Source organism: Chryseobacterium sp. WX (assembly GCF_029542485.1).
GTDB lineage: Bacteria > Bacteroidota > Bacteroidia > Flavobacteriales > Weeksellaceae > Chryseobacterium > Chryseobacterium cucumeris.
Window position 1 is genome coordinate 4,978,824 of sequence record NZ_CP120710.1, and the last position, 25,942, is coordinate 5,004,765.

Genomic DNA, 25,942 nt, shown 5'->3' on the forward strand with positions numbered 1-25,942 from the left:
GTTTTACTTTTTAGGGTTGAGACAGTTTTCTGAAATTTTCAGTAAAGCTGAATACATCACTTCCAGTTCTTCATTGCTGATGCCCTTTAAAGCAGTTTTACGGTTCTTTTCTACGATATTCTGAACCTCTTTAATTACTTTTACCCCGGAATCTGTCACTTCCAGCTGGGTTTTTCTTCGGTCTTCAGGATGAACTTTTCTGATAATGTATTCGGATTTTACCATTAAATCAATCATTCTCGTGACAGAAGCATTGTCCTTAAAAACCAGATCACCAATTTCATTCTGGGTAATTCCCGGGTTTTCCAGAATTGCTTTGATGATAAGCCATTGATCAATAGTGATCGTATAACCATGCGCTTTTAGCTGGCGTTGAGCATAGTTTCTGTAAGATCTGATCGCTTTGTCTATGTTGTAGAATATGATTGAATTTAACTTTTCCATATTTTCAAATTTAAAATGATGTATCAATTATTGATATATCAATTAATTAGTAAATCATCATTTTACTTTGTTACAATTCCTGAAAAATATTTTCAAAAAAAATTAAAAGCTGTTACCGGATTCTTTGGACTTTGCCTTTACAGAAGCAGTTTTAGACTCTGAAGTAAAAGTTATATTTTCTGTAGTTTTAAATAATCTGTCGATGTGTTTCCTGGTGGAAATATCCGGAGCAACGTTGTAAAACTCATTGATCAGATCCAATGAACCAGGTTTTTTAGGATATTGATTGTTGTTGAGAAAATTTTTCAAAGCCAGATTCACTTTATCTTCACCGATTACGTTACTCAGCTGTACCATTGTGGCAGCTCCTTTGGAATACGAAATATGGGGAACATCTCCGGTTGCTTTGTAGATCGGTACATTTTCAGACAGTCCTTTTTCATTGTCATAGATCTGCTGATGTACGTTGATTCTTTCCATCATTTTTTCTTTGCCATGCATTTTTTTGTAGAGCATCATTTCGGTATACATGGCGAGGGTTTCAGTAAGCATCACAGAACCTTCTCTGTCATCAGGGTCGATCTGGCTGCTGCCCCACCAGAGATGGGAAAGTTCATGACCTGCCAGCTCATTGATGACATCCTGTTTCTTATCCGCCAGAATATTGGCGTGGAAAACCATATCCTCAGGCATAAAAACAGCAGAAGGATAGGCTGTAGCCGCAAAACCTCTGGTAAAAGAAGAAATCTCCGCAAAATTGATGCTTTTAAAAGGGTATGGCCCGAAATTCTGCAGACAGTAATCTAAAGTAAGCTTTGTATTTTCAAGAAGGTGATTCACATTCTCAAAGTGTTTCTGATGATAAAAGATATTGATGGAAATTCCTTTATAGTTCTCGCTTTTGATCTTATATTCAGCAGATGAAACGGCAAACCGGAAAGGAATCTGATCTGCTTTAAACTTGAAATAGTTGCGCCCGGCCTGCGACCATTTTCTGACAAGATCTCCTGTTCCTATGGCTGTTTGTTTCTTTTCGGTGGAAATCATCATGGTAAGATTGATAAAATTCTTTTTTGAAACTTCAGGGGCTTCCGGTTTCTTCAGTTCAGTAAGTTTTCCAAGGCTGAATTGGCTGCGTTGTTTTTCATCCTGAATTTCATTATCCTTCTGATATCCAATTGTTGGGTAATACCTGCTGATCCTCATAAAAGATCCGTCTTCAATAATGGCATTGAAAGACCGGTGTCCGTTGACAGCAAACCATTGATAGGAGATTTTAAAATCAAGAGAAGCTGTTTTACCAGGCAGGAGAGGCTTTTGTAATGAAACTTCTGTAGCATGCTTATTAATTTTTGAGATTTCAGTACCACACTTTATCACAGCAGATTCCAATTTTAAATCCTCATTAAAATTGATAAGAATCTTATTGATAGGTTGATTGGTTTGATTTTTAAGGATATATTTTCCAATGATCTGATAAGCATTTTTCGAAGGATACAGCGCAATTTCTGTAGCAATATCGGTGATATCCGGCTGTGGAAGTTTTTCATACTTTCGATAGTTTTTTTCATATGCTGCCGAGCTTAGAATAGCCTGATCTTCATTTTTTGGGATATAACCTTTCATAAACAATGTTCCGGCAAAGATTCCTGAGATGAGCAGAATGATACTGAAGCCCGATGCGAGTACAGAAACTTTTTTAATTTTTATAATACTGTTGAGCATCCATAAAATACTGATAATTCCCGTTCCGAATAATAGTCTTTGTAGAAAAGCTTTTTCATAAATTCCATAGCCGTTAAACTCACTGTAAGTCCCTTTAAAATCTGAGAATATTCTGAAAAGAGGGTAGGGTATCAATTTCCCCGAAAGCGGACCCGATACTATAAAAACGGCAAGAATGGAAACTCCAAGGGCTATGAATTTATTGGGAATTCTGTCATTTATCAAAAGAATCAATCCGGAAAACAGCATCAATGGAAAAGTATTGAAAATAAAAACACCGAGATAAGCATTCCAATCAATATGAAAATACTGATAAGCCGCCTGAAAAATAATGCCCTGAATAATTACAATTCCGGTGAAGAAAAACAGCAGAAAACTGATGGAAATGAAATGGCCGGTTAATCTGTTTTTTGATAAATAGATACTGTTTTCAATCAGAGAAAATCCTGAAGAAGAACTTCTCGAGTAGACATCGTTTAAAAAATAAACGGAAATAAGAAGTCCAAGCAAATGGAAGTTTTCTGAAATGGTGGCCGCCATAAGACCTGAACTCGCATACTTCTGCGGGAGACGAATTCCTTTTTCAATTTCGGCATACATTTCCATTCCCACAGAGAATAATAAAAGAATCGATACAGCAGGAATGGCAATGCTTTTAAACAAATAGGTAAGATCGGTTTTTGTAAAGGACAATACGGACCGGAAAGAACTCCATCCATTGAATCTGGGTGTAACAGTGGAGTATTCAGCTCCATTTGTTTCCGAAAATATAAGAGTATTTCCTAATGTTTTTACTTTCTTTCCTGAGGTACTGGAGAAAGAAAATAATCTATGCGAAAGCAGAAGAATTCCAACAGATATAAAAGAGAATAAAATTCTGTTAAACAAAAGAGAACCAGAGAAAGGTACCAGTTGAATATTTTTCTGATGAGCTGTGAGATCACGGGCTTCCATAAAATAAGCGGATAATCCAAAAGGATCTATTAAAGCCGAAAACTGTTGCGTTTCCAGTGACTGGGGAAGACTTCCCGCCATAAAGGGTGAATTGGAAAACAACAGGATAATCATGTAAGAAACATACAGAAGCAGTCCGCCTACTACAATCAGCAGTTTTTTCCTGACAATAAATGCAATGAGAAAAAGGAAACTGCAGACAAATAAACTGTTGATAAAACCGAATATGAATAAAGGGTATAGATAATGGACAATGTTAAAACCTTCCTGCATTTCACTTCCCGTCCGCATCATCTGACCTATGATAAATCCTGTCATTAGGAAAGAAAAACTTAAAAACGTCTGTAAAAAATAAGCATAGAATTTCCCTTTCAGGTAAGTGAGTTTTGACAATGGGAATGAAAACAGAATACTGTCAAATTTTGAATCCTGATCTTTAAAAAGCAGCTGCAATGCATAAACCGTAGCGAAAAAAATCACGGCAAGGCTCAGCATTCCGGTCATAAAACCAATGGTGTAGGGAGAGTTTAAATAAATCCCTTCTCCTACTGAAAGATTGAACTGATTGCCAGAAAAGATGCCCATTCCTATTAAAAGTAAGGCCACAAGATAGGTGAGCCAGTGCTTGGAAGAGCGTCCGGCTTCAAATAAGAATATCGCGTTCATGATTAAGGTTTTTGGGTGAGTGTATGGAAGTAAACGTGCTCCAGCAAAGGGGTTACAGGGCTGAAATCTTTCGGAGATTCTTCAGAAAATACAGTGATGTGGAGTTCTCTTTCCAGAAGCTGCCTGCTGATGATTTCATAATTGGAATGATAACTTTCCAGTTCGTTTTTGTCGATAGATTTGGACCAGATTCTGTTGTCAAGCTCTGCAATGAGTGTTCCGGGGTTTCCTTTTCGGAGGATTTGCCCATGATTCATCACTGCCATTTCTGAGCAAAGATTTCTGACATCTTCAACGAGATGCGTGGACAGAATGACGATAACCTCCTGGCTGATATCATTGAGCAGCGTATTGAAACGGTTACGTTCCTCAGGATCTAATCCTGCAGTAGGTTCATCTACAATGATGATCTTCGGATTTCCTAATAAGGCCTGAGCAACACCGAATCGCTGTTTCATTCCCCCAGAAAAGGTATGAACTTCTTTTCTAGCAAAATCAGAAAGGTTGACTTTTTCCAGCAAACCCAGAATCTGGTTTTTACGTTGGTTTTTATCATTAATGCCTTTCAGAATGGCAATGTGTTCTAGCAGATCATAGGCTGAAACTTTGGGATATACTCCGAAATCCTGTGGGAGAAATCCGAGATTCTGTTTAATATAATCAGGGTTTTTGGCGATGTCCACTCCGTTGAAAAGTATTGTTCCGGAGGTCGGTTTCTGAAGTCCGACAATGGTTTTCATCAAAGAAGATTTTCCGGCTCCGTTGGGACCAAGAAGCCCGAACATACCGTTTTTGATGTCGAGTGAAATGTCTTTAATAGCCTGAAATCCATTTTTGTAGGTAAGGCTAAGGTTGTTGATGGATAATGTATTCATAACGTTGTGTTTGGGGAATAGAAGGACAGGCGGCCTTTCGGCAGCTGGTTTAGAAGTTAATGGCTGGAAGCTAGAGGCTGGAGGCTAGAAGCTAGAGGTTAGAGGTTAGAAGTTAGAAGTTAGAAGTTAGAAGTTAGAAGAGAATTTTTTACACTTCCACTCTAAAACACTTCAAATCAAACCCCGCAGCTCACAACCCGAATCCCGTCTACTCTTTAAATTCAAGAATATCTCCCGGCTGGCATTCCAGGATTTTACAGATGGCTTCCAAAGTATCGAAGCGGACACCTTTGGCTTTGCCGGTTTTCAGGATAGAGAGGTTCACGGGTGTGATACCCAGTTTTTCTGCCAATTCTTTACTCTGCATTTTTCGTTTGGCAAGCATCACATCTAAGTTGACTATAATTGGCATTTTAAATAAATAGGTCTTGTTCGTTTTGCAAATGTAGTCCTTGCTTAAAGATATTCGCAAGAAACAGACAGAAAATTCCAAGCATAAAGTGAATAAACACCAGTCCCCATATGATACTTTCTACTTCCACAAAGAAACTCGCGATAATAACCAGTGGAAGGGGAATGAAAATATTATACAGGTAAAATCTCTTAAGCTGAATGATATTTTCCTGAGTAAACAGTTTCTGTTGGAAAAACACTTTGAAAACCCTGGCAGATAACCAGAAAAAGATTCCATAAGTGATAAGCACCAACATAAAGGAAAAGATCATATAAGGATAATTGTTTTCGATATTCAGAAACGGTTGTTCTGTAAACGGATAATTGACATGAAGGAACTCTCCTTTTTTATAAGGTGTAACCGAAAATCCTGTGATCAGACAGAATAAGGAATATCCAAAAGTGATTAAATATCCGGCCGAAAGAAAGGCACAGATATAAAATAAAATTCTTGCAATAATTTTGGTCTGGTTCATGGTATGAATTGTAATTACTATTGCAAATGTATAATTAATTATCGTAAAACAATAATTTATTTAAATAAAATTTTAATTTTTAAATTTTGAATTCATCAATAATACTAAAAAAATAAGGTGTTAATCACAGTTTTTTATTAATTTTAATAAGAGAAAAGTTGATCAACTTATCCTTTAAGTAATACTCAAGAAATGATTATAAGGTTTTCTTATCGATACCCTTCGACAGGCTCAGGGTGACAACTGGAATACCAACTGAAATTTTAAGCATTGTCAGGTTAAGCCTGTCGAGACCATTATTATTGAAAGGGATAAATCAAAAAATTGAAATCATGGCTTACAGTACAGAACTTGCCGACCGCGTACGTGAACGGCTTTCGATGGAAAATAATATAGAGGTCGAGGAAAAGAAAATGTTCAGCGGCTTGTCTTTTCTGGTGAACGGAAAGATGTGCATCAACATCAGTCATGATAATCTGATGTGCCGTTATGACCCGGAGTTGGAAGATGAGGTTTCGGAGAAGAAAGGTTTTCTCCCAATGATCATGAAAGGGAAACAGTTAAATGGCTATTGCTATGTAGAACCCATAGGTTTTAAAAAAGCAGACGATTTTGAATACTGGATTAAAATATGTCTTGATTATAATCCATTGGCGAAGGCGGCGAAGAAGTGAGTTTTGGGTTGGAGGGTTGGAGAGTGGGAGCGTTTGAGGGTATGAGAGTGTGGTGGAGAGTTTCGGGATTCGGGATTCGGTTTTGGAGGGTGTTTTAGGGTAGGTGAGTGAGAGAGTGGGAGCGTTGGATTTCAACAGTCCCACCATTCATAACTCATCATTTATAATTCATCATTCATTATTATTGTACAGTTTTTCTCTGATCTGAATTAATGTTTTTGTGGTTTTCTCCAGGTCCGGAGAGTCGGGAAGAGTGCTGGTAGAGTAATGACTTTCTATGGATTCTATCAGGTTTTCTGCCCTTTGCATTACACTTTCATACGACTGGTTGCCACTTTTGATATCTAACAGTTCATCACGGTCTTCTACACGGATCGTTAGTGAACCGGTTTTAAAAATCTGTTCGCAGGACTGCAGCAGGCGGATGGTGTGCATCATATTCTTGCTATCATAATTCTGCCCGTGAGTCTGATTGACATTATAACGGTCTTCATTACGCTCAGCAACCCATTTCCAGTATTCCCTGTAATCTTTACAATACACAGAATAGGCATCCAGATTGCAATACAGATATGCAACCGGTTTTTCCTCTTTAGGAACAGAGGATAGAGAAACCTGATTCGCTTCTTCATTCTGAATAACTCCTTTATATCCCAATGTTCCCGATTCATCATAAAATAAAGCGAACATTCCCTTGGTATGATCAATGTTTATCAATCCGCATTTTTCCTGTGAGAGACCATTCTGTCCTGTAGACACAGAGAATTCCTGCAGCCATTTTTTCAATGGGACAGAACCTTGTCCATCCAGAATAAAGCAAAAATCCAGAATTGATTTTCTTTCTTTATCAATAGGATTTACAATCTTTTTATTGAGACCTTTTGCCTTTTTAATCTGGGAAACGGCATAGCCTGCAAAAGTGTCTTTGCATAGTTTGGATAGGAAATCCTCCGTTTTCAGCAGATCCATCAGCGGATGTTTGTACAGAATACAATCCTCAGGACTTGCCAGAATTTCCAGGATATTAGGATTGTTTTTCTGAAGCAGTTCTACAAATCTTCCGATTTCATAATACGTAAGATCATTCGTCTCATTGGAAACCTGCGGAATATAGTTCAGTCCAAAGAAATCTTCCTTCGGCAGATAATACACCCCGCGGATATCCGTATCAGAATTCTCCGTTGCCAGCCCGAAAGCTCTGCTTCCGGAAATGACTTCGAAGAGGAGGAGGTTTTTGTTTTTTAGGTCTTGGATGGTCATTTATAAAATCAATATGTATATTTTTTTGAGATTCTAATTTTTAATGCAACTGTTTAAAATTACTTCCAAAGCTTTTTCTGCATCACAGGCATACAACCCGGAACACCATGCAGGATTTGCTTCAATCAAAGCCCAACCTTTTCCTTTAATAATCCCGAAATCCAGAACGATTGCTTTTGGAAGTGTTTCAGCATATTGTGTAATAAATCTGCCGAAAAACTCAAACAAATCTTTTTGCTCCCATTCAGAAAGCGGGTTGGTGTCGAAAGCATTGTTTCTCCAATAAGAAGAATAAGTTTTAATTTCATTATTCAAAACAAAACATCTAACCTCAAGTTCCCATTCCACTACTTCAGAAGTGAAAATAGTTATCTGTGGATCCAAAGAATCAAAGCCCTTTATATCTGATACTTTCTGATAAACACCTGCTTTAAAAGTTTTGAAGTCAGAACATTTAATGAAAATATCTTCATCATGTACGAAATCTTTCAGTTTTCCGTAAGAAATTTTTCTTTTTGTAAATTCTTCTGAAATTTTTGAGAGCCAGTTATCATCAGGTTTTGTCAAAGTCAGATCGCATTGTTCCGCAACAATTTCTGCATAAATATCTTCACCGTACACTGCAATCACATCCTGACGAAATTCTTCAGGAACACTCCATTTTGCATTAAACCGGCTCAACTCGTAGGATGAATTGAGCGATGCTTTTTTCAGATTATTGCTATCCTCCGTATACATAGGAGAAAGTGCGATTATATTTTTCATCAGTATTTTAATTTGTATGTAAAATAAGCTTTTATTCTTTTATTTTAATATCTCCCTAAAAACCCTCTCCATCTCACCTTTATCCGCCTTTCCTCCTGATAAACCTTTCGCTTTTTCTTCATTCTCAGCGATTGTTTTCTCCAGAAAATCAAACAGTTCCCAATCGTTCGGATGGTAGTAAGATTCTCCTTTGGTTGCTTTTAAGGCAACAAGATCTTCTATTTTTCTTTTGGTGGCTTCATCTGTCAAAACAAGCAGGTCACTGAACAGTACAGGAGGAACCGTTCCTTTTTCTATGATCCATTTTCCTGTTAATGTGGTTCGTAAACAATAAAAATAACTTTTAAATTTTACTTCATCATATCTGCAGGCTTCCAGATATTTCTTGCTCATGCTCAGATAATGATAAGAAACTGCAACCGGAGAAAAGCAGGCATCAGCCAAAGGTTTAAAGAGTTCTACAAACCTTTTATCCGCTTTATACACGATAGGAGAATAAAACCAGCTCAGCAAAGCCGCATTCGATTTCAATAAAAGATGAAACGTCTTTCGCAGATCCCAGCCGGAACCATCCAGATCATCTTCTGTCATAAATTCTATCGTTTCATCCTTATCCCAGGGAGAAAGATACCAGTCTTTTTCATGACGGTATATAAAACGTATATCATAATCACTGTCAGGAGACGCAAAACCCCAGGCTCTACTGCCTGATTCTACAGCAAGAAGGACTTCCACGCCCCGTGCTGCTTCTATTTCTTTTATTTTTTCAAGTATTTTCGGTGTCATTGGTATTTATTGATGATGCAAAGTAAAGGGGGAAGTGCGCAATGTTCTTACGTTGTTTTTTTGTTGCGGGAACCAGGTTTCTTGGGACGGGTTTTAGGGTTTGAGTGTGGGAGAGTTTGAGAGTTGCGGGGTTCGGGTTTGTGAGTAAGTGAATATTGCGGGCTAAAATTTTTTGACTTTTGAAAATTGGGCGTTAAAAAAATAAATTGTGTGAACGTTAAGAAAATTCTCCTGTCTGAGTGCGACAAATATATTGATACAAAAAAGTAATAATGAATTCGCACGAGTTTAGAATTTTTAGAGAACACATTTTATTTTTAGCTCAATTTTCAAGGTCTTGACCTTTTGTTTCTTTTGTGTCAAGACAAAAGAAAAGACTCATTGAATTTTACTAATATTGCACTTTTCCATTTAACGTAACTATAAACATCCATGTTATCATCAGAATTACAGCATAAAATTGATTTTAAAACAAAACCGTTAGGCGCATTAGGACATCTTGAACATATTGCTCACAAAATCGGAATGGTTCAGAAAACTACTTCACCACAATTACTCAACCCTCATATGGTGGTTTTTGCGGCCGATCATGGGATTGCTACAGCAGGAGTAAGTGCCTATCCACAGGAGGTCACCTATCAGATGGTGATGAACTTCCTTGGCGGAGGTGCTGCCATTAATGTTTTTTGCAGACAGAATGGTATCAACATTAAAATTGTAGATGCAGGAGTGAACTTTGATTTTCCGGAAGGACTGAATCTCATTGATAAAAAAGTAAGAAAATCCAGCCGTAATATTCTGGAAGAACCTGCCATGACTCCTGAAGAATACCATCAGGCGCTTGAAAATGGAAAAGCAGTGGTGAATGATATTGCTAAAAAAGGCTGCAATATCATTGGGTTCGGTGAAATGGGAATCGGGAATACTTCCGCTTCTTCTTTAATGATGAGCAAGCTCTTTGACATTCCGATTACCAATTGCATCGGACGTGGAACGGGATTGAATGATCATCAGTTAGACAATAAGGTCAGTATTTTAACACAGGCCATAGAAAAATATCCTTCTGAAATGTCTGAGGATGAAATAGCCCAGACCTTTGGGGGATTGGAAATTGCCCAAATGATTGGAGCCATAGAAGAAGCTTATCACCACAATATGCTGATCATGGTAGATGGTTTTATCGCAACGGTTGCTGTAGCCACAGTCTGGAAAAAGAATCCTGAAGTATTGAACAACTGTATCTTCTGTCACGTAAGCAATGAAAATGCCCATCCTCAGCTGTTAGGACTGATGCGGGAGCAGGCCATTCTTAATCTGAATCTGCGTCTCGGAGAGGGAACAGGCTGTGCATTGGCTTATCCGATTATTCAGAGTGCGGTTAATTTTCTGAATGAAATGTCCAGCTTTGAAGATGCTCATATTTCCAATAAATCATCTTAGTTTTAAATAATAAAGGGGCAATGCAGCCCCTTTTTATCTTAAAATCAAATATAATTAATAAGTGTGCGCAACATCTTTCCCTGTAAACATCATTCTTACAGGCTTATTTTGAATAGCATCTTCATTAAATTTATATGAATTGAATATCTGCATCGTAGGGATATACCTGTATAAACCATCATCTACCAGATACAGCTTTCCGGTATTGGTGTTTCGTACCAGCTGGGTTCCTGAAGTAATGTCAGCACCTCTTTCCCCGGTGTAATCTTCAATGTTTACTTTTAAAACCAGATAGGCTTTGCCCTGAACAGCAAACAGATTATTGATCACTGCAAAAGATTCGATACGTCTCAGGGTACTTTCAAATACAATGTATAAAGCTCCTGTCGCATTATCCTGGAAAAACTGTCCGTCACGGACCCTATAGGCTTTAGGCTCTGAATCTTTTAAATAGAAAGCGACTCCTTCATATTCATAGCCGTCTTTTCCGTCTCCCAGCTCATTTTTGTCTCTGGTGTAGAAGTGCGTCTTTTTATCACCATTGAAATATCTGTAAATAGGAAAGCTTCCCGGCTCGTCACCATTATAGCTGGTACCAAGATTTCTTTTCTCCCAATTGCTTTGTCCCACTAATTCATTAGGATTAGTCGTTAATACCAGATCATTAGTTCCTGTGTGAAACCATCTTGTAATAACCGGACCGGGCCCGTCTGCAGAACCTAATAATCTTTCCTGAAAATAATAATCCAGGCCTGGATAGGATTTAGGAAGTTCGGATGGTAATGGAGAGGTATTGTACAGGTGCTTTTTGGTCAGATTACTGTAGAAACCGTAAATAGGATTCGTTAAATAAAAAGATTTAGACCAGATTCCTGCAGGAGGAGGAGTTGGTGTATCAGGAGTGTCTCTGAAGCCTCCTTTTGCCAACATGGTATTACCGGGTGCATTTAAGGCTTGTGCTTCATTTACATTGTCCAGTTCATCACCGGGAGCCGAGCAGCTTACGATGGATATAAGACATAATCCAACGAAATACGCTTTTTTCATTTGTTCTTTTTTCATGGTTATTAATGGAGCAAAAGTAAAAATACTTCAGAGATAAAAAGGATAGATTTCAGGTGATAAGATTCATGTTTTTAATTTTTTTCATTGATCTCTTTATCATTGTTAAAAGCTTTCCTAATTTTACGAAAATTGATTAATCCAGTTTTTGTATTAAAAAAGAACAGATGAAAATTCTCAAGAATGAACTGATTTACTTTGCTACGGCGTTAATGTTTTTCACAAGAATCCCGGTTCCGTTTACCATTCCATACTCCAGCGAGATTATGAATAAATCTCAGAAATATTTTGCCTGGGTAGGCTTGATCGTAGGGTTTATTAACGCTTTGGTTCTTTATCTTTCTACACTGCTTTTTAATCTTGAAATCGGGATTGTTGTAATGATGATTTCCAATGTTTTGCTGACCGGAGCTTTTCATGAAGATGGCTTTACAGACATGTGCGACAGCTTCGGGGGAGGATATGGAAAGGAAAAAATCCTGACGATTATGAAAGACAGCCGGGTAGGAGCATATGGAACGATAGGAATCATCTTGCTTTTTGCTTTAAAGTTTTACAGTATTCAGGCTTTGGGAATGGCTGATCCGTTGGGTGTTTTATGCATTGTTGTTTTAGGTCATACAGTAAGCCGGTTTATTTCAGGAACAATGATCTATACTCATCAGTATGTCACTGATATTGATGTAAGCAAATCAAAACCTTTAGCCAATAAACCGTTGGATAAGATGGCGTTGCTGGTAGGGTTCATCAGTGTTTTAATTGCATTTGCCCTGGTTCAGGACTGGCGTTTGATTTTTGCTTTTGCTCTGGCTTATTTAGGAAAAATATATATGGGCTGGTATTTTAAAAAACATATCGGAGGGTATACAGGTGATTGCCTGGGTTCAGTACAGCAGGTTTGTGAAGTTTTATTTTATTTAGGAACAATCATCGTATGGAAATTCATGTAATCCGGCATACTGCTGTAGAAAACCCGGAAAACCTGTGTTATGGTTTTGCTGAAATGCCTTTACGTAAAGATTTCACTGAAGATTTTAAAATGTTGGAAATAGACAAGCATTACGACGTAATTGTTTCAAGTCCTTCTCAACGCTGTCGTCTTTTGGCTGATTATTTTAAATTTGATTATCAAACAGATGAAAGACTTCGTGAAATGAATTTCGGGAACTGGGAAATGAAAAAATGGGCGGATATTCCCACAGAAGAAATTAATCCGTGGTACAAAGATTTTGTCAGTGTAAAAGCCTCTGGCGGTGAAAATCTCCTTGAAATGCAAACCCGGGTTCTCAGCTTCTGGAATGAATTCATTCAAAGAAAAGATCTGGAAAAAGCACTTATAATTACGCATGCCGGAGTTATTCGTCTGATCCTTCAGGCGGTTCTTCAGTTTCCACTGGAGAATATGTTTACTATTCAGATTGATTATGGAAGGAAAGTGATCATTCATGTGAATGAAGGAGTTTTTTCAGTGAAAAAGGTGAATGTATAATTACCGTTTTTATTCAATAGGAACGGACTTTAGTCCGTTTGGTAAAGATTAGTTTGTAGGCCGAATTCCTGTAAAAAACATACACAGAAATAGTACAATCCCGACCATTCTCCCAACTGAAGACGTGAAAATTCCCCTCCCTCGGAGGGGTGGCGAAAATTCAAAGAATTTTTGACGGGGTGGTTCTCAACGTTTACCCAACCAAACCGCCATAAAAAAACGCCACCCGATATCATCAGATGACGCCATATAATTTATTTAAAAATTCTGATAAAACTATCTTTTTCCAGGTTTTCCAGTGAGAAATCAAAATCAGCTTCCGCTTTTTCTGTGGTAATCTCACCGCCAAGCTCTTTGATAAGCTCATTGAAAGACATCGCTTCATACCATTGCTGGTATAATGCACTTGTTGCCATTGCAGAAATCTGGCTATTTCCTGAAACATGCGAATGTCCGGCTCCGAAATTCAACAGTACGAAACATTGCTTTTCATTCTTCGCTACAAGCATTCCCAGAATCATTTGCTTCTGAACAGAATTACATCTGGCTTCAGCAAAGAGGTGATTAGGATTCATCATATAATCGTAAGAAATATCATCCCCTTTTCCGATCACAATTTTATATCCGCAGTTCGCATCTCCGCTGAAAACGTTGTTCATAACAAGGGTTGGTTCACAAAGGCCTTTATTGGCATAAAGATATTCAACAGCGCCATTAGGAGCAGAAGTCATATCTCCGGAGTACATCAACTGTCCGTTACCATGATTATAAGCGGCATTCCAACCAATTTTTCCTGCGATGTTCAATCCGGAAAGATCAAGGTCATTGGCACCCCACTGATCTTCCCAATAAATACCTACAGCCAGTCTATCCGCATAAAAACGGGTTCCGGTAGGAATATTTCCAGCAAACATCTTTTCAGAAGTTGGCAACGCAAATTCTATATTCTCAGGGAAATAGAATTTCTTTCCGGATAGGTTTTCATACTTCAGTTTTAAAAAGTCCAGAATGAAATCATAATTGAACTGATTCACGTAAGTTTCCTTACCTTTTTTAGTCCATGATTTTCCGTTTCGGATTCTGTAGACAAAGGTATCCTGACCATACATTCTGGAGTAACATGCTGATAATGCTTTGAATAATGCAAACGGTGTCGCATTTTCCAGCCAGTGCCAATCGCTGTTTTCCAATAGAGTATTTGTAGCGTCATTCAATGGGTTTGAAATCAATGGTTTATGATGAACCTTAGATAACTTTGATATTTTGTTGATCGCTTTGGGCGCTCTGTTTTTATAAGCCAGAAATAACGGCTTGAATCTGTTGAAAATTTCCGCCATTTTTTCCAATCCAAAACTTTCAAATAAGGATGTCGGATTAAAATTACTCTGCTTGATTAAATCAATCAAATCATCGTTTTTGATTAAAAGCGTAGTGTTCGTCGTTTTATAAATAACATAACGGAAAAACTCAACGGGATTTTCAGGATAGATATCATATAGATCAGCAATTTTTATAACCGCTTCTTTATTTCTGATGTTTTCTTTTCCAGTAAAATCATATTCCAGCTCCGTATGTAAAATAGAAAGCAAATCATCAATGGTTTCTTCTTTTAAAGCAATTCCTGATCTTAAAAGAGCAAGACATTTTTCCTGCATTTCTTCTACAGAGTAGGCTTTGATTACTTTAAAAACCAGCTTCATATCAGGAATATTCAAAATTTCATTGGGAATATAGATTTCACTTTGAAAATCGCTTCCATAGGTTGAAATATAATGAGTGATCTGTTCAAAAAATAAATCAATTCTGGAAGTGTTCTTTATTTTCTCCCAGGATTTATGAAAGGTTTTATTCAAATTATTACCATTCAGCTTTTCCTTTGCGTAAAAAGAGATGATTTCATTTTTTGCCCATAGAGCATCCGGTTCAATGATGAAACCATCATTAGAAATAAATGGCTTTTCATCAGATTTTCTGGCCAGTACAGCATTGAATAATTGTAGTGTTTTCATTGTTTTAAGTTTAAAAAATAAGTGAGGAGTAGATTCATTAAAAGTGAAAGGTATAGGAACTCCTTTTACCTATAGTTTATAAAAAAAGGGGAGTATTTTTCCAAAAAATATAGGAACTCCGTTTGCCTTGTAATTTGTAAAAAGGCGGAAAGTAAATCTGGAAATATAGGAACTTTCTTTGCCTTGAATTTTTTAGTGCTTTGAAATTTGGTTTATTGTTTTTATTCAACCTAACGGGTTTCTAAAACCAGTTAGGTTTGAACATACTATTAAAATTATGCTTTTCTGAATTTCTTTTTTTTCTTCCATGGAGCATTCTTCTGAACATCTCCGGCCATAATACATCCGTAAGGCATCACTTCATCCAGAACTTCACAAAGTCCGTATTCTTCTATCTGTGCTCTTACATTCTTCGCACTTTTATAAGCGCTTGGAAGTTCAGAAATATCAATCTCATTAGAGTAGAAACGGATATCCAATCCTGCTGTTTCCTCATTGAAGATTTCCTCGGTCGTTTTATGAGCTAAAGATTTTTTATGCTGGCTTCTGCTGAAATTTCTTCCTGCTCCGTGCGGTGCAAAACCTAAGTTTCTTTCATTCGTTTTTCCCTGAACAATCAATACCGGTTCGACCATATTCAACGGAATCAGTCTAGGTCCGGTGATATCAGGCATGAATTTATCATCCAGCGGAGTAGCTCCTTTCGCGTGATAGAACAGGTCTCCATCTTTGAAAACGAAGTTATGTTCGTTCCAATATCTGTTTTCCTTCTCCGTTTCCAGCTTATTCAGCACGGCATCATGAAGGGAAGTATGGTTTTCTTTTGTCCATTGTCTTATTAATTGAAGTGCTTTCCAATACGATTTACCTTCATCTGTATCATAAGGAATCCATGCATTTTCTCTTAAAGTTTCAGGAGAGATTTCCTGTCTGAAACGGTTGGCAACCTTCATTCCTTTATCATATAAAGCAGCACCCGGAGCTCTTGATCCGTGATGGGTTACCATCATGGTATTTCCAGTATTTTTAGAAATTCCGACAAAAAGGAAGTGGTTTCCGTCTCCCTGAGTTCCCATATGAGAACGGGCAATGCTGATCAGTTTTTCATCCTGTAAGAATTCATTTTCTCTGAAAGCATCCATCAGTTCCTGAGACATCGGCATCTGTTCCCCTCTTGCTCTTCCTCCGTATCCGAAATGAGTGACAGAATGTGCTGCATCCAAAACCTCTTTAGGATTTGTTTTTCCAAAATCCGTCAGCATCACAGAACAACAGATATCCGCACTATGGAATCCCGGGTGAATAGCATTTTTTGCCACGACCACACCTCCAACGGGAATCTGACCTTCAGGACCGGTAGGGCAGGCGTCCGGCATTAAAGCTCCGCCAATCAGAGTGGGAGTTTTCATCAGAACTTTCATGGTTTTGATTACTTTTTCCACATTATCATTCTCACTTTCGTGCTCTGCACGTATATTGATTATAAAATCTTTAGCTGTTTCATGAAGCGGAATAAGATCTGGCTGTTTGAACTGTACCAGATATTCTGCGATCTGATGTTCATCCAACTTATTCTCGTTGATATAGGTAATGGCATCTTTAAACCATTTTGCCGGTCTATATCCTAATTCGATTAAATGATTTCCATTAAATTCCATTTTGTTTCATTTTGATGATGCAAAGTAATATCATTATTGCGCAATAGTTTTGCGTAGATAAAGAAATTTTAATTATTTTTACAAAAATTAATTAAAAAGACGAAAAAGCCCAGTGGCAGACTCGTAGAAATAGTATAAAATTAAAAAAACAAGGCTCATGGTATTATTAGAACAATTAAAACATTTCCCGGAAACGATTCAGTTTAATGATGTGATCGCTCATATTGATGAACATTATGAATTTACTCCTACTGCCTTTCAAAACGGAGATACAACCAATCAGGCCGGACAGAACAATGGTTCGTGCAAGGTTTTCAGCTTTGCAAGTATTCAGGATCTGACGAAAGAACAAACCCTTTGGCTTTTTGGTGAGTTCTACAGAGAAGATGTTTTGAAAAATCCTGAAGGAACTGACCACCAAAATATCCGAAACTTTATGAAATTCGGCTGGGAAGGGATTACTTTTGACGAAAATGCTTTGAGAGAGAAATAATTTTCAGGAAAAGAGCAGAAATAAAAGCAGATTGCTATTAAAAAAACACCAATCATTAAACACTAAGGTATGTCATCCAATAAAAATGCTCTGATCCGGTATAAAACATTAGATAAATGTCTTAAAAACAAATACAGAAAGTATACGCTGGAGGATCTTATTGACGAATGTTCAGAAGCATTGTTTGAATTTGAGGGAAAAGAATCTTATGTAAGTAAGAGGACTGTTCAGCTTGATCTTCAGAATATGCGGAGTGAAAAATTCGGATATGAAGCCCCTATTGAAGTTTACGAAAGAAAATACTATCGTTACAGTGATCCGGAATACAGTATTCATAATATTTCTGTGAATGAAAGTGATCTGAAGGCGATGAATAATGCGGTTCAGATTTTAAAACAGTTCAAGGATTTTTCCATGTTCAAGGAGATGAATGGGGTTATTCAGAAACTGGAAGATTCTATTCATGCCACCAGCCAGAAATCTATTATTCATCTGGATAAAAATGAACAGTTGAAAGGATTGGAACATATTGATATTCTGTACGAAAGTATTGCTAATAAAAAAGTGTTGAAGATCCTTTACAAAAGTTTTACGGCAAGGGAATCCAATATCTTTACAGTACATCCGCAGCTGTTGAAAGAGTTCAACAACCGTTGGTTTCTGATCTGTCTTTACAAACAAAAAATGTACAATCTGGCACTGGACAGAATGGAAAGTATCGAAACAGATGATAGTCTTCTCTATATTGACAAGGATCTGGATGGAGATGAATATTTTAAAGATATTGTAGGAGTAACTGTTGCAGAGTCAATGGACCCCAGAAATGTGGTCTTTTGGGTGGATTCGGGAAATGCTCCCTATGTGAAAACAAAACCGCTGCATAAAAGTCAGGAGATCCTAAAGGAAGACCGTGACGGTACGCTGTTTAAAATATGTGTGCAGATCAATTTTGAGCTGGAAAGACTCTTGCTTGGGTTCGGAGACTCTCTGATTGTACATAAGCCCAAAAAACTACGGTTGAAAATGGAGGAAAAGTTCAGGGCAGGCAGTAAAAATTATCAGAATCTGATTGTTCCTGAGGAAAACTAAATTAATTTAAATGTACCATTCACAGGGCTTTGTTGAAGATAATTTATTTTCATAATTTATCTTGGCTTGGAAATTGTAGTATTAACTTAACAATACCAAATTAATTATGAAATCAAGAATATTTAAAGCATTAATTGCAATTATAGCACCGCTGGCGATAGAGTATATCGTAAAAAAAATATCTGAGAAGATAGATAAAAAACAAGAAGAGAAAGAGAACGAAAAAAAGCAGATTACGGCTTAAACGTAAAAGTAGTTTAAATTTGAAATTATTGAAAAGAGACTGTCATAACAAGGTACAGTCTCTTTTTTTGTTGTTAATGGATCTTTTTAATGAGTGCTGAAGACCACCCCGTCAAAAATTCTTTGAATTTTCGCCACCCCTCCGGAGGATGGGAATTTTTACGTCTTCAGTTGGTGTATTGGACAGGATTGTTTTTGTACTCCTTATAGCAAAGGCTGAGTTTCTATGGAATGACAAATTGTGTGGATACATCACCATTCCAATTGTGTCATTCCGTAGGAATCTCGGTTTCCCTACACAAAGTCATAGATCCCGTCTTTCCATCCCAATACTTTGGAAGAGTCCGCTTTAAGCCAGTTTTTCAGAATTGTTGCATATACTTTTCTGAAATCCTCTTTATAAATAAGATCACCATCATTCAGATTCTGCAGATCAGAAAGTGTATTTAACAGTCCTTTTTTCTTAAGGTTTCCGCTGATAAAAAACATCTGGTTGGCGGTCCCGTGATCTGTTCCGTTGCTGGCATTCTGTGCCACACGACGGCCGAACTCTGAGAATGTCATCAACAGTATATTTTTGAAGAGCCCATTACTTTTCATATCTGCAACAAATGATTTTACCGACTCGTTGATATCATCAAATAACTTTTTCTGTCTGTCATTCTGATTGACATGCGTATCAAAACTTCCTACAGAAAGATAGTACACCTGAGTATTGATGTCTGATTTTATCAAAGAAGCAACCGTTTTAAAATCTTTTCCTAACTGGGAATTGGGGTAAACCTGCTCTGTTTTTTTAGCTTTGCTTTTTTCAAAAATATAATCAGCATTGTTGATGGTAGAACCTAAAGTCTGATAGAGATAAGACACCGTTTCATCATCATGATGATGGTCGTAGAGAGATTTAAAATACTTTTCCTGACTGGTCTGATACAGTCTTTTGGGATCTTTAAAGGCAAAAGCTTTGTTATTTTCACCTTTTAGGGCTAGACTAAGCATATCATCTACTTCCAGTGCCTGCGTAGGATGATCACAGTGATAACATTCTTCGTCCAGAAAACGTCCCAGCCAGCCTGTTTCCAGAAACTGATCACTTCTGCTTGCCGACTGCCAGATATCCATGCTTCGGAAATGGGATTTATCCGGGTTGGGATATCCTACGTTATTCATCACAGACAGCTCTCCGTTATCAAAAAGTTCTTTAAAATAGGAAAGTGACGGATTAATTCCAGCCTCATCTGTAAGCGGTATAGAGTCATGAATAGCCAATGTTTTCCTTTCCCTGAAATAAATATCGTTTTTGGCCGGAATAATGGTATTCAAACCATCATTTCCTCCCGTAAACTGAAGGACTACCAGAATGTTCTGACCAGGATTCAGCGCTTCATCCAGCGTCATCGCTTTTAAGAAATTAGGCATCAGCATAGAAGCAGTAGCCAGTGAGCTTATTTTGAGGAATTCTCTTCTTTTGATTAGCATAATTTTGTTTTTAGGGTTTAAGATGGCAGGTGGCAGATGACAGGTTGCAGGTTGTAAATTATAGGGCTGGACCGCATTTTATTTTTATAGCAGTGAAAACTAAATCAGGGAGGAGCCAAGTTCTACTGCGACAGCTATTACCTGCTGCCTGCAACTTAAAACCTCCTACCTAACATAACTGATATTCCGGAGTAGACATCAGGTTGATGACAGTCATTTTTATACTCTTGTCTGAAAAATTACTTACAGAGTTCATATCGAGGCTTTGGGTATTCTGCAGAAGATAATCTTCACAGTTTTTATAGGCGAAAAGCTTTTCAATACGATCCCAGTCGATGGTGATATTAGGGTTTTTAAAGCTTTTATTTAATGCTGTTTCACGGGATTTCATTCCCATGTCGATATCATCATCCTGGCGGGGACTGTATTCTAAAGGGCGAAGACCGGACCAGATCTGCGGTACCTGAAGCCTGAGCATTAAAGTAGAGCTGTCAATCCATGATTTTCCATTTGGCCATCCCGCTACATTGGGTGGATAAAGGAGCATTTGTCCCAATAATTTCTGATAAACGATGAGGTTTTCAGGGTTCTGAATATGCATTGGAAGGATTCGCATGATTCCTGCCATCAGTTCTATAGGTGATTTTATCCTGTTTCCGATATTCTTCTGATCATAAAACCATGTGCTTGAAAATATCTCAGTCATCAGCTTTTTAATGTCATATCCTGAATGGTAGAAGTTTGTACTGAGTGTATTGACGATATCCTGATCCACTTTTTCATTCACAAAAAACTTATAGATCTTTGTGGTAATAAACTGAGCCGTTGTCTTCTGTTCCAGAATAATATTGAGCACATCATTTCCGTCAAAGTTGCCTGTTTTTCCTAAAAAAGTTTTGCTGCCTTCATCATGGAGATTTTTTCTTTCTTTAAAATTCCCTTCTTTATCATAACTCCATCCTGTAAAAGCTCTGGCACCTTCTCTTACATCTTTTTCAGTGTAACTTCCTCTTCCCATGGTAAACAGTTCCATAACTTCGCGGGCAAAATTTTCATTGGGATGATCTTTTTTATTCTGTTGATTATTCAGAAAATTCAACATGGCAGACGACTGGCTTACTTCAAAAAGCAGATCTCTGAAATTGCCGAGTGCATTTTTCCTGATTGTATTTAAAAGCTGTTTGTTGAATCTTGGATTTTGTACTCTTGAAGCAAAATGTCCATGCCAGAAAAAGGCCATCTTTTCCCTCATCTGTTCCTTGCTGTTAACGATGGCGTTCAGGAAGTTCAGATTAAGTTCATTATTTTGTTCCCTGTTGATCCGCTGCATTTCTTTTTTCTTTTCCGCAGGAGCCGTACTGTTCATATAATCTGCTGCCGAAATCGGATCAGGAGTATCATAAGTGATCTCGCTGAAGCTTTCTTCTTTAAATAATTCATTCATCAGCGTTTTAATGTTTTTATTTTTCAAACCATCAATTTGATGAATACCAACACCAAAACCTGCCCGCCAGAGAAGATGTTTGTTTTTTACTAATGAATCAGCCATCATGGAGAATTTATTTTTTGATGTAATTCTAAGAAGAAGGTTAAAACTCATAACGGGTTAAGGATTGTTAATATTGTTTTTAGGCTGGAAGCTGGAAGAATGAAGCTGGGAGTTATGGTGTAAAGGAAGGGGAAATTTCTCTTTACTTTCATTATAACAGACGTGAGTTTCATATAAGAGCATATTACTTCCAGCTTCCATCTTCATGCTTGCTTTCTTGTTGCTATAATTCACTTTTTGAGGTCAGTTTTTGATAAAATTTGTTAAACAAATATTTAATTTTTGTTAAAATTAAAGCATTGATAATCATAATTTTATAAATTTTATTAATGTTAAAATCAAATAGAAACCTTTGCTTGGCATGATTTTTACATCCTCTTGTTTAGTAAAATTTAAAAATTAGAGTTATGAAAATGTTTAAACAAGCAATAGTACTGGCTGGTATTTTAACAGCGGGTATCGCAAGCGCCCAAAGTGCTCAAATGAACAATATGATCAAGGTAGGTGCAAATGTTGGTTTAGCAGTTCCCGCAGATAACCTTTCTGCAGCAGTAGGAGTGGATGTAGCTTACCAGAATCTGATTACACCGGGATTTGGGCTGGGTATCGCATCAGGATATACTCATTATTTTGGAAAAGACAACAACGGATATAAAAACAATGATGTAGGAGTAGTTCCTGTAGCAGCTTTAATCAGAATTTATCCAAAACAAACCGGTTTCTATTTCGGAACTGACTTAGGATACGGATTCCTTGTGGGGGATAAAGCAGTGGCGTCAAACACCAATGTTGAAAGAGCTGGCGGAGGGTTCTACCTTAAACCGGAGATCGGATACCACAACAGAGACTGGAATTTCTTCGTACAATACCAAAAGGTTTTTGTAGGAACCAAGGGAGATTTGCCAGGTCAGGACTATAATGTGGGGAATATCGGAGTAGGATTCGGTTACAATATTCCATTAGGAAAGTAGTTAGATTTAATATATAAACAATTATTAACCAAAACCTTTTCACGAAAGTGGAAAGGTTTTTTTGTTCTGTGCAGGATTTACAAAAACAATTATTATATTTGGTAAAATTTGAGGTTATGATTCTGAATCCAAAATTTCCACTTTATTTACCAGGAGTAGAGAACAGTAATAATGATAGTGTTTCTATCATTGGAGCAAGTCTCCGTGAAGATATAACAATCTTAGGCTATTTTGTTTCCGGGAACGGAGGTCTTGAGATAAAAGTAGAAAATAAATATGCAACCAAAGAATATGCTTCCTTTTCAGATATTTTAAAGAAGTTTATTCAGGATAATCAGCTTGAAAATGTAAAACGTCTGGGAATGGCTGTGCCAGGTCCTGTATTGGACGGGAAAAGCAGTCCGGCAAGATTAGGTTGGCATTTAGATATTGCCGAGTATACACGCGATTTCGGGTTTGAAAAAGTAGAAATGCTGAATGACCTGGAAGCTTCTGCCTATGGAATGGCTCTTCTTGAAGATAACCATCTTGAAGCCATTTATACCAGCGGACATCTTGAAAAAGGAAATGTGGCGGTTCTTGCTCCCGGAAACGGATTAGGAGAAGCAGGCTATTTCTTTGACGGAAAATACCTGAGACCTTTCGCAACAGAGGGAGGGCACTCAGAATTTTCACCAAGAACCAACGTAGAAGTTGAATTTTACCAGTTCTTAAATAATATCTATGGTATTGTAAGCTGGGAAAATGTACTTTCAAAATCCGGTTTATTCAATATTTACAGATTCCTGAGAGATGTGAAAAGACACCCGGAACCGGAATGGTTAGGAGAACGCCTTGCGAAGGGGAATTTTGTGGAAGAGCTTTATAAAGCTGCTGTAGAGGAAAATGTTTTGATCTGCAAAATTGCTTTAGATACTTTCCTTGAGTTCCTGGCAAGAGAGGCCAATAACTTAACATTAAAATTAAAAGCTACCGGAGGATTACTGATTGCCGGAGATATTCCACAGATGATCGCAGAATATATTGATAAGGCGAAATTCTATGAGAAATTCAAGATCAGTGATAAAATGGAGGAAATGCTTAAAAATATTCCCATCTATCTGGTCAAGCAAAATCACACAGCATTAAATGGTATAGCACTTTACACCGCTTACTATCAGCTATAAAATAAAACTCCGAAGAAATTCGGAGTTTTTTTATGGAATGATATTATTCATGAAAATAATAAATTTTATTGATATACATCAATGAAATCTATTGAATAAGATACTTACATTTGCATCATTAAATAAGTAAATAACTCTATTCAATGAAAAAAATATTTTTATTAGCAGTTTTAGCTGGTGGTTTAGCTTTCGGACAGTCAAAAAAAGTAGTAGCATCTGATGTACACTGGTGGGGATACAAAGTAGCAAAATCTGAGGCCAGTTCTCACGACGGTACTGTAAAAGTGAAGTCAGGAGATATGGTAATGAAAGGAAACCAATTGGTAGGCGGAAGCTTCGTATTGGATATGACTTCTATTACTTCTACTGACCTTACAGGAGAATATCAGCAGAAATTAAACGGGCACCTTAAGAACGGGGACTTTTTTGAAGTTGAAAAATATCCTACAGCAAGCTTCAAAATTACAGGAGTAAAGAAAAACAATGATAAAGTTTACAACTCTCTTGTAACAGGAAACCTTACTGTAAAAGGAAAAACAAGCCCAATCTCTTTCCCTGCTAAGATTTCTTACAGCAAAGGAGTAGTAAGTTTAGTATCTAACAAATTCTCTTTCGACAGACAAAAATTTGACGTAGCTTACAAGTCTACGATGCAGGATGTTTTTGTGAAAGATGATATTGATATGCTTGTAAAGGTAACTGCTCAATAAATTAATCAAAAAAAGATTATTAAAAGTGTAGAAGTTCTACACTTTTTTTTATTTTTGTTGAATTGTAAATAAAAAAGAATGAAAAGATTACTATTGTTTGCTATGGTGTGCGCAAGCATGTCATTTGTTTCTGCCCAGAAGAAATTTGATAAAGTTTCAAAAGTGACTTCATCAGAGATCAGATGGTGGGGGTATAAAGTGGTAAAAACCGAAGAAACTTCCCATTCAGGAACAGTAAAGCTGAAAAGTGGAAAATTTAACTTTGACCATACGGTCCTGGTGGATGGAGAGTTTATTATCGATATGAGAAGTATGATGGCGGGAGATGTTTCTGATGAGGATCAGATCAAGCTTACCAACGATCTGAAGAGCTCAAACTTCTTTGAAGTGAAAAAATTCCCTATTGCGAAATTCCATTTGACTAAAATTATTCCTTTAGCAAACAGTGAATACAATTCTACAGTGTACGGTGACCTTACTCTTAAAGGGGTGAGAAAAACAATCTCTTTCCCTGCGAATGTATACGTTACTCAGTTTACAACATCTATTGAATCTGCTAAGTTCTCCCTGAATAGAAGAGACTTTAAAGTATTCTATCAGTCTTCATTGAAAGATTATTTCATTAAGAACGAAATGGATATTCAGTTTAAAGTTTCCACAGAAATGCTGGATAATGAGAATAGAGTACCGAAAAAGAAAAAGTAAAATATATTCTATTAATACAGAAGAGCAGTTCGTGAGAATTGCTCTTTTTTAATGCTGTTAAATCAGGAGGCTCATCCTTTATTTCCTTATTTTTTATAAATTAGTGGTATGAAAATTTATATCGTAAGCGGTCTGGGAGCAGACTTTAAAGTCCTTGAAAGAATACAGTTTCCCAAACACTGTGAATTGATTTTTATAGACTGGCTTATTCCCGAAAAAAATGAGCCTTTCGATGCTTATGTCAAAAGAATGGCAGAGAAAGTGGATGATTCAGAACCATTCTGCCTGTTGGGGTATTCTTTCGGAGGAATCATTGTTCAGGAGATTAATCAATTGAAACCTGCAGAAAAGGTGGTGATCCTTGGAAGTATAAAATCCGATAAGGAAAAATCCAGATTCATAAAGACAGGTGAGCTTACCAAAATCCCAAGAATACTTCCGGTAGGTTTATTCAATGACAAAGCGGCCAATGTATATGCTGTTGTCCGAAAGTTTTTTGACCCTAAAAATCCTAAACTTCTTCAATATTTTAAAGTAAGAGATCCTTATTACCTCAAATGGTCCGTAGAAAAAGTTTCCGAATGGAAATTTGAAGAGAATCCCAATGTCATTCAGATATTAGGTGATAAAGACATTGTTTTTCCCATCCGCTATTCAAATCCGAATTATGTGGTAAAAGGAGGAACACATCTTTTTCCGGCCACTAAATCCAAAGAAGTTTCCAAAATACTGTCAGAGATTTTTTCTGAAAAAATTGAAAAAGTTCAAGATTGAATAATTTTTTAGGGGTGTTTGATTTAA

General features: G+C 37.1%; 26 protein-coding genes. 12 read left to right on the forward strand and 14 right to left on the reverse strand.

What is annotated here, in order from left to right; translation table 11 throughout:
- Nucleotides 1–3 precede the first annotated feature (3 nt).
- From PZ898_RS22905 to PZ898_RS22925, 5 genes are all read right to left on the reverse strand, one after another.
- Nucleotides 4–444, reverse strand: coding sequence for a MarR family transcriptional regulator (locus PZ898_RS22905; RefSeq protein WP_277694321.1), 441 nt, complete (start codon nucleotides 442–444; stop codon nucleotides 4–6).
- A 102-nt stretch (nucleotides 445–546) separates the two neighbouring features.
- The gene (locus PZ898_RS22910) at nucleotides 547–3,789 is read right to left on the reverse strand and encodes a M1 family aminopeptidase (RefSeq protein ID WP_277694322.1); all 3,243 of its coding nucleotides are present in this window, start codon (nucleotides 3,787–3,789) and stop codon (nucleotides 547–549) included.
- Between the two features lie 2 nt (nucleotides 3,790–3,791).
- Nucleotides 3,792–4,664 carry an ABC transporter ATP-binding protein gene (locus tag PZ898_RS22915; protein ID WP_062671340.1) on the reverse strand — a complete coding sequence of 291 codons (873 nt, stop codon included), beginning with the start codon at nucleotides 4,662–4,664 and terminating at the stop codon, nucleotides 3,792–3,794.
- A 208-nt stretch (nucleotides 4,665–4,872) separates the two neighbouring features.
- A complete protein-coding gene (locus PZ898_RS22920; RefSeq protein ID WP_002980904.1) occupies nucleotides 4,873–5,076 on the reverse strand; it encodes a helix-turn-helix transcriptional regulator in 204 nt (67 codons plus the stop codon).
- A gap of 1 nt (nucleotide 5,077) precedes the next feature.
- Nucleotides 5,078–5,593, reverse strand: a complete 516-nt coding sequence (locus PZ898_RS22925; RefSeq protein ID WP_123278124.1) for a DUF2975 domain-containing protein — start codon at nucleotides 5,591–5,593, stop codon at nucleotides 5,078–5,080.
- A 332-nt stretch (nucleotides 5,594–5,925) separates the two neighbouring features.
- Between PZ898_RS22925 and PZ898_RS22930 the strand changes: the two genes are divergently transcribed.
- Nucleotides 5,926–6,267, forward strand: coding sequence for a TfoX/Sxy family protein (locus tag PZ898_RS22930; RefSeq protein WP_277694324.1), 342 nt, complete (start codon nucleotides 5,926–5,928; stop codon nucleotides 6,265–6,267).
- A gap of 171 nt (nucleotides 6,268–6,438) precedes the next feature.
- On the opposite strand, the gene PZ898_RS22935 is transcribed toward PZ898_RS22930, so the two are convergent.
- The 3 genes from PZ898_RS22935 to PZ898_RS22945 are packed head-to-tail and all read right to left on the reverse strand — an operon-like array spanning nucleotide 6,439 to nucleotide 9,078.
- Nucleotides 6,439–7,527, reverse strand: coding sequence for a nucleotidyltransferase domain-containing protein (locus tag PZ898_RS22935; RefSeq protein WP_277694325.1), 1,089 nt, complete (start codon nucleotides 7,525–7,527; stop codon nucleotides 6,439–6,441).
- Nucleotides 7,528–7,560: 33 nt separating this feature from the next.
- Complete coding sequence (locus tag PZ898_RS22940) at nucleotides 7,561–8,292, reverse strand: ATP-grasp domain-containing protein (RefSeq protein WP_277694326.1); 732 nt, start codon at nucleotides 8,290–8,292, stop codon at nucleotides 7,561–7,563.
- 39 nt (nucleotides 8,293–8,331) lie between these two features.
- Nucleotides 8,332–9,078, reverse strand: coding sequence for a nucleotidyltransferase domain-containing protein (locus tag PZ898_RS22945; protein WP_277694327.1), 747 nt, complete (start codon nucleotides 9,076–9,078; stop codon nucleotides 8,332–8,334).
- 432 nt (nucleotides 9,079–9,510) lie between these two features.
- Between PZ898_RS22945 and cobT the strand changes: the two genes are divergently transcribed.
- The gene (cobT, locus tag PZ898_RS22950; protein ID WP_277694328.1) at nucleotides 9,511–10,518 is read left to right on the forward strand and encodes a nicotinate-nucleotide--dimethylbenzimidazole phosphoribosyltransferase; all 1,008 of its coding nucleotides are present in this window, start codon (nucleotides 9,511–9,513) and stop codon (nucleotides 10,516–10,518) included.
- A gap of 54 nt (nucleotides 10,519–10,572) precedes the next feature.
- On the opposite strand, the gene PZ898_RS22955 is transcribed toward cobT, so the two are convergent.
- Complete coding sequence (locus tag PZ898_RS22955) at nucleotides 10,573–11,580, reverse strand: hypothetical protein (protein ID WP_277694329.1); 1,008 nt, start codon at nucleotides 11,578–11,580, stop codon at nucleotides 10,573–10,575.
- A 167-nt stretch (nucleotides 11,581–11,747) separates the two neighbouring features.
- On the opposite strand from PZ898_RS22955, the gene PZ898_RS22960 reads away from it, so the two are divergent.
- On the forward strand, nucleotides 11,748–12,530 hold the full coding sequence (locus PZ898_RS22960; RefSeq protein WP_277694330.1) for an adenosylcobinamide-GDP ribazoletransferase: 783 nt from the start codon (nucleotides 11,748–11,750) through the stop codon (nucleotides 12,528–12,530).
- Nucleotides 12,515–13,069, forward strand: a complete 555-nt coding sequence (locus PZ898_RS22965; protein ID WP_277694331.1) for a histidine phosphatase family protein — start codon at nucleotides 12,515–12,517, stop codon at nucleotides 13,067–13,069. The genes PZ898_RS22960 and PZ898_RS22965 overlap by 16 nt, the downstream gene beginning before the upstream one ends.
- A 254-nt stretch (nucleotides 13,070–13,323) precedes the next feature.
- On the opposite strand, the gene PZ898_RS22970 is transcribed toward PZ898_RS22965, so the two are convergent.
- Together PZ898_RS22970 and PZ898_RS22975 are read right to left on the reverse strand one after the other, a co-directional pair.
- Nucleotides 13,324–15,078, reverse strand: coding sequence for a hypothetical protein (locus PZ898_RS22970; protein ID WP_277694332.1), 1,755 nt, complete (start codon nucleotides 15,076–15,078; stop codon nucleotides 13,324–13,326).
- 275 nt (nucleotides 15,079–15,353) lie between these two features.
- Entirely contained in the window at nucleotides 15,354–16,736 is a 1,383-nt protein-coding gene (locus tag PZ898_RS22975; protein WP_277694333.1) for an RtcB family protein, read from the reverse strand.
- A gap of 157 nt (nucleotides 16,737–16,893) precedes the next feature.
- Between PZ898_RS22975 and PZ898_RS22980 the strand changes: the two genes are divergently transcribed.
- From PZ898_RS22980 to PZ898_RS22990, 3 genes are all read left to right on the forward strand, one after another.
- Nucleotides 16,894–17,229, forward strand: coding sequence for a HopJ type III effector protein (locus tag PZ898_RS22980; RefSeq protein ID WP_120233102.1), 336 nt, complete (start codon nucleotides 16,894–16,896; stop codon nucleotides 17,227–17,229).
- A gap of 69 nt (nucleotides 17,230–17,298) precedes the next feature.
- Nucleotides 17,299–18,318, forward strand: a complete 1,020-nt coding sequence (locus PZ898_RS22985) for a WYL domain-containing protein (protein WP_120233103.1) — start codon at nucleotides 17,299–17,301, stop codon at nucleotides 18,316–18,318.
- A gap of 106 nt (nucleotides 18,319–18,424) precedes the next feature.
- On the forward strand, nucleotides 18,425–18,562 hold the full coding sequence (locus PZ898_RS22990) for a hypothetical protein (RefSeq protein WP_167348772.1): 138 nt from the start codon (nucleotides 18,425–18,427) through the stop codon (nucleotides 18,560–18,562).
- Nucleotides 18,563–18,855: 293 nt separating this feature from the next.
- Here PZ898_RS22990 and PZ898_RS22995 read toward each other — a convergent pair whose 3' ends face one another.
- From PZ898_RS22995 to PZ898_RS23005, 3 genes are all read right to left on the reverse strand, one after another.
- A complete protein-coding gene (locus PZ898_RS22995) occupies nucleotides 18,856–20,040 on the reverse strand; it encodes a DUF1501 domain-containing protein (RefSeq protein WP_277694334.1) in 1,185 nt (394 codons plus the stop codon).
- Between the two features lie 169 nt (nucleotides 20,041–20,209).
- On the reverse strand, nucleotides 20,210–21,640 hold the full coding sequence (locus tag PZ898_RS23000; RefSeq protein ID WP_277694335.1) for a DUF1800 domain-containing protein: 1,431 nt from the start codon (nucleotides 21,638–21,640) through the stop codon (nucleotides 20,210–20,212).
- Between the two features lie 6 nt (nucleotides 21,641–21,646).
- Entirely contained in the window at nucleotides 21,647–21,823 is a 177-nt protein-coding gene (locus PZ898_RS23005) for a hypothetical protein (protein ID WP_277694336.1), read from the reverse strand.
- A 173-nt stretch (nucleotides 21,824–21,996) separates the two neighbouring features.
- Between PZ898_RS23005 and PZ898_RS23010 the strand changes: the two genes are divergently transcribed.
- From PZ898_RS23010 to PZ898_RS23030, 5 genes are all read left to right on the forward strand, one after another.
- Nucleotides 21,997–22,560 (forward strand): hypothetical protein, encoded by a 564-nt coding sequence (locus tag PZ898_RS23010; protein ID WP_202839593.1) that lies wholly within the window; start codon nucleotides 21,997–21,999, stop codon nucleotides 22,558–22,560.
- 116 nt (nucleotides 22,561–22,676) lie between these two features.
- Nucleotides 22,677–23,726 carry a glucokinase gene (locus tag PZ898_RS23015; protein ID WP_216445093.1) on the forward strand — a complete coding sequence of 350 codons (1,050 nt, stop codon included), beginning with the start codon at nucleotides 22,677–22,679 and terminating at the stop codon, nucleotides 23,724–23,726.
- A 143-nt stretch (nucleotides 23,727–23,869) separates the two neighbouring features.
- Nucleotides 23,870–24,436, forward strand: coding sequence for a YceI family protein (locus PZ898_RS23020; protein ID WP_062671305.1), 567 nt, complete (start codon nucleotides 23,870–23,872; stop codon nucleotides 24,434–24,436).
- 78 nt (nucleotides 24,437–24,514) lie between these two features.
- A complete protein-coding gene (locus PZ898_RS23025) occupies nucleotides 24,515–25,141 on the forward strand; it encodes a YceI family protein (protein ID WP_062671303.1) in 627 nt (208 codons plus the stop codon).
- Between the two features lie 108 nt (nucleotides 25,142–25,249).
- Nucleotides 25,250–25,915, forward strand: coding sequence for an alpha/beta hydrolase (locus PZ898_RS23030; protein WP_277694337.1), 666 nt, complete (start codon nucleotides 25,250–25,252; stop codon nucleotides 25,913–25,915).
- Nucleotides 25,916–25,942: the final 27 nt, after the last annotated feature.